The 7,934-nt window shown below is 71.0% G+C and carries 7 protein-coding genes; 4 read left to right on the forward strand and 3 right to left on the reverse strand.

What is annotated here, in order from left to right:
- Window positions 1-90 precede the first annotated feature (90 nt).
- Together ACWD4B_RS34305 and ACWD4B_RS34310 are read right to left on the reverse strand one after the other, a co-directional pair.
- Entirely contained in the window at window positions 91-1,629 is a 1,539-nt protein-coding gene (locus ACWD4B_RS34305; RefSeq protein WP_451424443.1) for a multicopper oxidase family protein, read from the reverse strand.
- A 62-nt stretch (window positions 1,630-1,691) separates the two neighbouring features.
- The gene (locus ACWD4B_RS34310) at window positions 1,692-2,096 is read right to left on the reverse strand and encodes a hypothetical protein (RefSeq protein ID WP_451424444.1); all 405 of its coding nucleotides are present in this window, start codon (window positions 2,094-2,096) and stop codon (window positions 1,692-1,694) included.
- Window positions 2,097-2,248: 152 nt separating this feature from the next.
- Here ACWD4B_RS34310 and ACWD4B_RS34315 point away from each other — a divergent pair, with 152 nt between their 5' ends.
- Together ACWD4B_RS34315 and ACWD4B_RS34320 are read left to right on the forward strand one after the other, a co-directional pair.
- Window positions 2,249-3,709 carry an APC family permease gene (locus ACWD4B_RS34315; RefSeq protein WP_451424445.1) on the forward strand — a complete coding sequence of 487 codons (1,461 nt, stop codon included), beginning with the start codon at window positions 2,249-2,251 and terminating at the stop codon, window positions 3,707-3,709.
- 61 nt (window positions 3,710-3,770) lie between these two features.
- On the forward strand, window positions 3,771-4,643 hold the full coding sequence (locus tag ACWD4B_RS34320; RefSeq protein ID WP_451424446.1) for an alpha/beta fold hydrolase: 873 nt from the start codon (window positions 3,771-3,773) through the stop codon (window positions 4,641-4,643).
- Window positions 4,644-4,662: 19 nt separating this feature from the next.
- Here the strand turns inward: ACWD4B_RS34320 and bla are convergent, their stop codons facing one another.
- Window positions 4,663-5,595: a class A beta-lactamase gene (bla, locus tag ACWD4B_RS34325; RefSeq protein WP_451424447.1), complete on the reverse strand. Its 933-nt coding sequence runs from the start codon at window positions 5,593-5,595 to the stop codon at window positions 4,663-4,665.
- Between the two features lie 262 nt (window positions 5,596-5,857).
- Between bla and glnA the strand changes: the two genes are divergently transcribed.
- On the forward strand, window positions 5,858-7,219 hold the full coding sequence (gene glnA / locus ACWD4B_RS34330; RefSeq protein ID WP_336414598.1) for a type I glutamate--ammonia ligase: 1,362 nt from the start codon (window positions 5,858-5,860) through the stop codon (window positions 7,217-7,219).
- A 101-nt stretch (window positions 7,220-7,320) separates the two neighbouring features.
- Window positions 7,321-7,857 carry a hypothetical protein gene (locus tag ACWD4B_RS34335; RefSeq protein ID WP_451424448.1) on the forward strand — a complete coding sequence of 179 codons (537 nt, stop codon included), beginning with the start codon at window positions 7,321-7,323 and terminating at the stop codon, window positions 7,855-7,857.
- The last annotated feature ends 77 nt before the right edge of the window (window positions 7,858-7,934 follow it).

Raw genomic sequence — 7,934 nt, forward strand, 5'->3', positions numbered from 1 at the left:
CGGCCGTCCTGGCCAAGACCCTGGAGGCCGTCGGCCGCGGCCGCGAGAAGCTGACGGGGGCCCGTCCCGCGGACGAGCTCGGCGCCCTGCCTAGCCCCGGTACCCGAGCACCGTCATCATCCCGCTCTCCGAGTGGTACACGTTGTGGCAGTGGATCATCCACAACCCCGGATTGTCGGCGTCGAAGTCGACGCCCACCCGCTTCCCCGGCAGCACCATCACCGTGTCCTTCCTCGCCCCGCCCCCCGCGAGGGCGAACGTGTGGCCGTGCAGGTGCATCGGGTGCCACATGGTCGTGTCGTTCACGAACTCCAGCCGCACCCGTTCCCCCGACTTCACCGCATGGCCCGGCTCGGGCGTGTACTTCCGCCCGTTGATCGCCCAGTCGTACTTCGCCATCGAGCCCGTCAGCCGGAGCGTGATCGTCCGGTCCGGCCGGCGGTCCGCCAGGGCCACGTCCCGCGCGGCCTTCAGCCGCTGCGCGCCCAGCGGGGCGGCGTCCAGTTCGCGGGGGCGCACGTCCGCGCCCGGTGCCTCGCCACCGCCCGTGCGCAGCACGGCCATCGCGGTGCGCTGCTTGCCCTCGGCCAGGGCGGTCAGCGGGAAGACGCCGTCCTTGACCTCGACCAGCACGTCGTACCGCTCGCCCATGCCCAGCAGCAGGGAATCGGTCTCCGTGTGCTCGACGGGCCAGCCGTCGGTGTGCGTGACGGTCATCCGGTGGTCGCCGAGCGCGACGCGGAAGGCCGTGTCGCCGCCCGCGTTGAGGAGCCGGATGCGGACGCGGTCGCCGGGCTTGGCGGTGAAGGTCTCGGGGTCGTCGGGGGTGCGCCCGTTGACGAGGTAGTGCGGGTAGGCGACGTCGCCCGCGTCGCCGCCGAGGTAGACACTGGTGGCGCCCATCAGCATCCGGGAGGGGCCCCCGTCCCCGGCGGACATCGTCATCGACATGTGCGACATACCCGGCATGTCGTGCGAGCCGTGGTCCATGCCGCCCATGCCCCGGCCCAGTTCCGCCAGCACCGCGTCCGGGGTGCTGCCGTCCACGCCGTCGACCCAGTCGTCCAGGACGACGACCCACTCCTTGTCGTACTTCAGCGGCTCCTTCGGGTCGTCCACGATCAGCGGCGCGTACAGCCCCCGGTCCTGCTGGACGCCCGAGTGCGGGTGGAGCCAGTACGTGCCCGGGTGCGCGACGGTGAAGCGGTAGTCGAAGGACGCGCCCGCCTTGACCGGCTGCTGCGTGACGCCCGGGGCGCCGTCCATGTCGTTGCGCAGCGCCAGCCCGTGCCAGTGCACGGACGTGGGTTCGGGCAGGTGGTTGGCCAGGGTGAGGGCGAGGGTGTCGCCCGCGGTGACCCGGATCTCCGGGCCGGGCAGCCGGTCTCCGTAGGCCCAGGTCGAGACGGTGCGGCCGCCGCCGAGGTCGACCCGGGACGGGGTGGCGGTGAGGCTCGCCTTGCGGACGGGGCCGGTGCCGCGCCGGGCCTCGGCGGCGGCGACCTCCTTGCCGTCGGGGGAGACGTAGCGGTCGTCGGTCGTGCTCTTCGTGCCACAGGCGGCCAGCAGTCCGCTTCCGGCAACGGCGATTCCCGCGCCGAGGACGGCGCGGCGGGTGGGTGTGCGCATGGGGAGGTGCACCTCTTGGGTGTCGGTGGTGAATACGGGCAGCAGCGAGCGCGCGCTGCCGCCTATACGCGGAGCACCGACAACCGGGCGAGGGCCTTGTGCCGTGGCGGTGGCGGGATCGGCCACAGGGCGGGCGCGAACCACGCCCGCACGGCCGCGGCCGTCGTGGAGCGGCCGCGGAGGAAGAGGGCCAGGGAGAGGAGGAGGGCAGCTGCCCAGCCCGTGCCGAGGACGGCGAGGCAGACGGACAGGGGGTCCATGCCGCCGTGCACGGGGTCGTGTGCGTGTGCCGCCGCCGGTTCGGCAGCAGGGGCGTGGGCGGAATGAGGAGGCGCCATGGCGACGGCGTGCCCGCCGCCGTGCTCGGCCGGGTGCCCGAGTGTGTGCATCGTCACGATGCCCAGCAGCAGCGCCGCGAACAGCAGCAGCCTGCCGCACCACGCGGCGGCCTTGTGCTGTCGGTGCATCGGCGTCTCTCCACAGCTCCTGGATCTCTGCTGCACCTTACCCCCGCGGGGTATGACGCTCCAGGGCGGTGCCCGCACGGATGTGCACAGAGGGTGTGCAAGGCCCGATCATTGGGGCGAATCGCCGACAACTGAAAGACGCTCCGCCTCTCATGACCCTCACGGAACAGGTCCGTCACGACCGTCCCGTCTCTCGCCCTCCCGTCACCGCGCAGACGCAGTTCATCTCGTGGGCGACCCTCGCGATGATGACCACCGCCTCGGTGGCGAACCTCCGGCCCGCGCCCTCGATGGCGCTCTACGGACTGGCCGCCGTCTTCCTCTACCTCCTCCCGGCCCTGGTCTTCCTCCTGCCGACCGCCCTGGTCTCGGCCGAACTGGCCTCCGGCTGGCCGGGCGGCGTCCACCGGTGGGTGAGCGAGGGGCTGTCCAAGCCGCTGGGCTTCCTGGCGGTGTGGTGCCAGTTCGCGATGACGATCGCGTACTACCCGAGCCTGCTGGCGTACGTGGCGAGCACGTTCGCGTACGTCGTCGACCCGCGGCTCGCGGACAACGGCGTGTACATCGCCCTCGTCATCGTCGTCATCTACTGGGCGGGCGTGCTGATTTCGGCGCGCGGCACCAAGGCCGTGGCGGGGCTCGCCGGCATGGGCCTGGTCATCGGCACCCTGATCCCCGGCGTCGTCCTCGTCGTCCTCGGCCTGGTCTTCCTCGGCCAGGGCAACGCCTCCGCGGCGCCCATGGACAGCGGCCACCTGCTGCCGCCGTGGACCGGACTGGCCAGCCTGGTGCTGATCGTCAACAACTTCCTGTCCTATGCGGGCATGGAGATGAACGGCGTGCACGTCTCCTCGCTGCGCGAGCCCGGCAAGGAGTTCCCGCGCTCGGTCTTCCTCGCCACCGGCCTGGTGCTGCTGATCTTCGTCCTGCCGGCGCTGGCCATCAGCTGGGTCATGCCGGGCAAGGACCTCAGCCTGACCGCGGGCGTGATGCAGGCGTTCCAGGGCTTCTTCGACCACTTCCACGTGGGCTGGCTGACCAAGGTCGTCGGCGTCCTGCTGGTCGCCGCCGCGCTCGGCGGCATGCTCACGTGGATGGCCGGGCCGTCCAAGGGCCTGCTGATGGTGGCCCGGCAGGAGGGCTATCTGCCGCCCGTCCTGCAGCGGCTCAACAAGAACGGCGTGCAGCGGAACATCATGGTCGCCCAGGGCGTCCTGACCACCCTCATCGCGCTGCTCTACGCGGTCATCCCCGATGTATCCAGCGCCTATTGGATCTTCTCCGTGGTGACCACGCAGATCTATCTCGTGGTCTACCTGCTGATGTTCGCGGCCGTGATCCGGCTGCGGGCCACGCGCCCGGACCACGAACGCGGCTTCCGCGTACCGGCCGTTCATCTGGTGGCCGGTGTCGGCTTCGCGGCCTCGCTGGCGGCCATGTGCATCGGCTTCGTCCCGCCGGAGCAGTTCGGCGGCGGCCCGGTGTGGCGCTACCTCGCCATCGTGGGCGGCGGTCTGCTGACGCTGGGCTTCCTCGCGCCGCTCGCCCTGCTGAAGTTCCGTAAACCGCACTGGGTTGCGGCGGAGCACCGGCATCCGGTAGCAAGCGACTAGCTTGGCCGTACCCGCCGGTACGGACCTGTGTCCCGGCGGAGCGGGAACGAAGGGGGAAGCGATGAGCGCTGCGGAACGGCCGCCGGGGCGGATGCTGCGGGTCGGCGGGGTGCCCCTGCACGTGCTGCGCGAGGGCAAGGGGCCGGTGTGCGTGCTCAGCGCGGGGCTCGGCATGGGCTGGTTCGACTGGGACCCGCTCGTGCCGCTGCTCACCCCGTACCGCACCGTCGTCCGCTTCGACCGTCCCGGCCTGGGGTTCAGCGCCCCGGCCATGGAGCCGCCCACGGCGTCCGGCGAGGCCGGGCGGATCGCGGGCGTGCTCGACGCGCTGGACCTGGCGGGGCCCGTGACGGTCGTGGGCCACTCCCTCGCGGGCTTCCACGCCGAGGCGTTCGCCCGCCTCCACCCCGAGCGCACGGCGGGGCTCGTGCTGGTCGACGGCAGCGTCGAGGAGGACGCCCGCCCCGCCCCGGGCCGTGAACTGCGCACCGCCGCCGCCCGCCTGCGCGGCCTGGCCGTCGCCGGCACCGGGCTCCCCAGGGCCCTGGGCCCCGCCCTGCGCCGCCTCTCGGTGCGTGCCGCCTCCGTCAAGCGCCAGGACCCGGCCCCCGCGGACCTGGTGCGCCGCACCTACGGCACGGGCCGGGTGGCGCGCGCCGTCCTCATGGAGAACGCGCGCTACCGCGATGTGGCCGCAGAACTCGAGGAGTTGCGCACCAGGCACTCCCTCCCGCCGGTCCCGGTGACCGTGCTGGCCGCGTCCCCCGGCTCGGGCTCCTGGCTGGAACGCCGCTGGCTCCAGCGCCAACGGGACCTCGCCGACCGCCTGGACGGCCGGTTCGAGGCGGTGGCGCCGGCCGGGCATCTGCTGATGTACGACCGGCCGCAGGCGATCGCGGCGGCCGTGTTGGCCACGCCGTTCATACGGGTGTAGCGGGTCGCGGTTCGGCTGCTTACGGGGCGAGGGCTCCCGCCAGCAGCGCGGCCGTCTTGGCGATCAGCGGGCGGTCGGTCTGGGCCTTGGGGTCGTCCGGGTGGGTCGAGAGCACGGCCAGGACGATCGGGGCGCCGTCCGGGGTCCAGGCGATGCCCACGTCGTTGCCGGTGCCGTAGGTGCCGGCGCCGGTCTTGTCCGCGACCTTCCAGTCCTTCGGGAGGCCGAGGCGGAACTGCTCGTCGCTGGTCGTGTTGCCGAGCAGCCAGTGCGTGAGACGCTCCCGGTCCTGCGCGCCGAGCGCGGTGCCGAGGACGAGGTCCGCGTAGGTCCGCCCGATGGCGTGCGGGCTGGTGGTGTCCGTACGGCGCTTCGGCTCCGCCGAGTTGAGCTCGGGCTCCCACCGGTCGAGCCGGGTGACCCGGTCCCCGACGGACCGGCAGAAGCGGGTGACCGCGGTCGGCCCGCCGAGCTCGCGGAGCAGGAGGTTCGCCGCGGCGTTGTCGCTGTAGCGGATGGCGGCGTCGCAGAGCGCCTCGACGGTCATGCCGTGGGCGAGGTTCCCCTTCTTGCCCGTGACCGGGGCCCAGCCCGACTTGTCGGTCTCGGCTTTGGTGTAGCGGATGCGCTTCCCCAGGAACGTACCGTCCCGGTCGAGGTCCCTCAGGACCGCGGCGACGGCCACCGTCTTGAACGTCGAGCACATCGGAAAGCGCTCGTCCGCGCGGTGCAGCACGGTCGCGCCGGTGGCCATGTTGCGCGCGTACACGCCGAGCCGGGCGGAGTGCTCGCGCTCCAGGGCGGCCAGCTGCCGGGACGTCCCGCGCCGGTCCGAGGGGGCGGCGAAAGCGGTGCCGCCGGTGGACATCACGGCGGCCAGGGCCGTCCCGGCGCCGAGGGCAAGAACCGTACGACGGGTCGGGCGGCTGTCCTGCGTCTCTCGCGAATTCAAGGGCGAATCCTCCTCTGTCGGGGCGATCGGGTGCTAATCGTCAGGACATCCCGAAAGAGCGTTCGGTTCCCTGGGTGATGATCTTGATTGGCAGCGCCGTTCCGTCCGTGCATCAGTACGATGCACCCATAAGGCGGAACAGTGCGGCAGGCGTCCGGAAACCCACCGGTAACCCGCAGCCGTGATACTCAAGGTCCAGCATGTGCCCGCATGTGCCCGCATCCGCTGAAACGAGCCGTCTGACCTGCAAGGATAGGTAGCTATGGATAAGCAGCAGGAGTTCGTGCTCCGCACACTCGAAGAGCGCGACATCCGGTTCGTCCGGCTGTGGTTCACCGACGTGCTCGGCTACCTGAAGTCCGTCGCCGTCGCCCCCGCCGAACTGGAGCAGGCCTTCGACGAGGGCATCGGTTTCGACGGCTCCGCGATCGAGGGCTTCGCCCGCGTCTACGAGTCCGACATGATCGCCAAGCCGGACCCGGGCACCTTCCAGATCCTGCCCTGGCGCGCCGAGGCCCCGGGCACCGCCCGGATGTTCTGCGACATCCTGATGCCGGACGGCTCGCCGTCCTACGCCGACCCGCGCTACGTCCTCAAGCGCATCCTGGCCCGGACCTCCGACCTCGGGTTCACCTTCTACACCCACCCCGAGATCGAGTTCTTCCTGCTCAAGGACCACCCCGTCGACGGCTCCCGGCCGACCCCCGCCGACAACTCCGGCTACTTCGACCACACTCCGACCAACGTCGGCATGGACTTCCGCCGCCAGGCCATCACCATGCTCGAATCCATGGGCATCTCGGTCGAGTTCAGCCACCACGAGGGCGCGCCGGGCCAGCAGGAGATCGACCTCCGCTACGCGGACGCGTTGTCGACGGCCGACAACATCATGACCTTCCGGATCGTGATGAAGCAGGTCGCCCTGGAGCAGGGCGTGCACGCCACGTTCATGCCCAAGCCCTTCTCGGAGTACCCCGGTTCCGGGATGCACACCCACCTGTCGCTGTTCGAGGGCGACCGCAACGCCTTCCACGAGTCCGGCGCCGAGTACCAACTGTCCAAGGTCGGCCGCTCCTTCATCGCCGGCCTGCTGCGGCACGCGGCCGAGACCTCCGCGGTCACCAACCAGTGGGTCAACTCCTACAAGCGCATCTGGGGCGGCTCCCAGCGCACCGCGGGCGCCGGCGGCGAGGCCCCCTCGTACATCTGCTGGGGCCACAACAACCGTTCCGCCCTCATCCGCGTGCCCATGTACAAGCCCGGCAAGACGGGCTCGACGCGCGTCGAGGTCCGCTCCATCGACTCGGGCGCCAACCCCTACCTGACGTACGCGGTGCTGCTGGCAGCGGGGTTGAAGGGCATCGAGGAGGGCTACGAGCTCCCGGCCGGCGCCGACGACGACGTGTGGGCGCTGTCGGACGCCGAGCGGCGTGCGATGGGCATCGAGCCGCTGCCGCAGAACCTCGGCGAGGCGATCGCGCTCATGGAGCGCAGCGAGCTCGTCGCCGAGACGCTCGGCGAGCACGTCTTCGACTTCTTCCTCCGCAACAAGAAGCAGGAGTGGGAGGAGTACCGCTCGGAGGTCACGGCGTTCGAGCTGCGGAAGATGCTGCCGGTGCTGTAGCGAGCGGATTGGATCTTCCCCCCGTTGCTGGTGTAGAACTCACCGTCGATCAACATGATCACGACAAGATTCAGAGTTTCTTGGCAACGGGGGAGTTCGACATGCGCTCGACTCGACGAACGATGAGCACGCTGGTGCTCGTGGCCGCTCTCGGCGGCGGTCTCGCGGCCTGCGGGCCCGGCGACAAGGCCGACAAGGCCGGCGGCACCTCGGGGGGTCCGGCTTCCTCGGCGAAGCCGTCCGCCGACGGTGACAACGCCGACTGCGGTGGCAAGCCGCCGGTCATGCCCGCCGGGCACACCATGATCGAGATCAAGCTGGAGCGGGACGCGGCCAGCGGATTCGAGGCCCAGAAGGCCCAGCCGGCGTGCACGCCGAACGACTGGATCTACCACGGCCAGGGCGACTCCCAGCACTACAAGCTCGCCTCCGGCGCCAAGATCGAGCTCGCGGAGAACGATGCCCCGAAGCACCTCAAGCCGGTGAGCAAGGACGACTTCGACAAGCACGTCGACGGCTGCCTGCGCAACGACCACGACGCCGTGAAGTCGCCCTTCGGCTGCTACGGCAACGTCTACGACATCACGCAGAACGCCAAGGGCGACATCCAGACGATCCAGGAGATCTGGCACCCCTGACCGGGAGTTCCCCGCGCCCCGAAGGGGCGCGGGGCTGTTACATCATGCGGCTCCGCCGCGTGGGCGCGACCAGCCAC

It is taken from the genome of Streptomyces sp. NPDC002536 (assembly GCF_053594995.1).

Excerpts from the sequence above, each read along its gene's own strand:
- ACWD4B_RS34305 (WP_451424443.1), bottom strand. The coding sequence starts at position 1,629 with ATGCGCACACCCACCCGCCGCGCCGTCCTCGGCGCGGGAATCGCCGTT.
- ACWD4B_RS34310 (WP_451424444.1), bottom strand. The coding sequence starts at position 2,096 with ATGCACCGACAGCACAAGGCCGCCGCGTGGTGCGGCAGGCTGCTGCTG.
- ACWD4B_RS34315 (WP_451424445.1), top strand. The coding sequence starts at position 2,249 with ATGACCCTCACGGAACAGGTCCGTCACGACCGTCCCGTCTCTCGCCCT.
- ACWD4B_RS34320 (WP_451424446.1), top strand. The coding sequence starts at position 3,771 with ATGAGCGCTGCGGAACGGCCGCCGGGGCGGATGCTGCGGGTCGGCGGG.
- glnA (WP_336414598.1), top strand. The coding sequence starts at position 5,858 with ATGGATAAGCAGCAGGAGTTCGTGCTCCGCACACTCGAAGAGCGCGAC.
- ACWD4B_RS34335 (WP_451424448.1), top strand. The coding sequence starts at position 7,321 with ATGCGCTCGACTCGACGAACGATGAGCACGCTGGTGCTCGTGGCCGCT.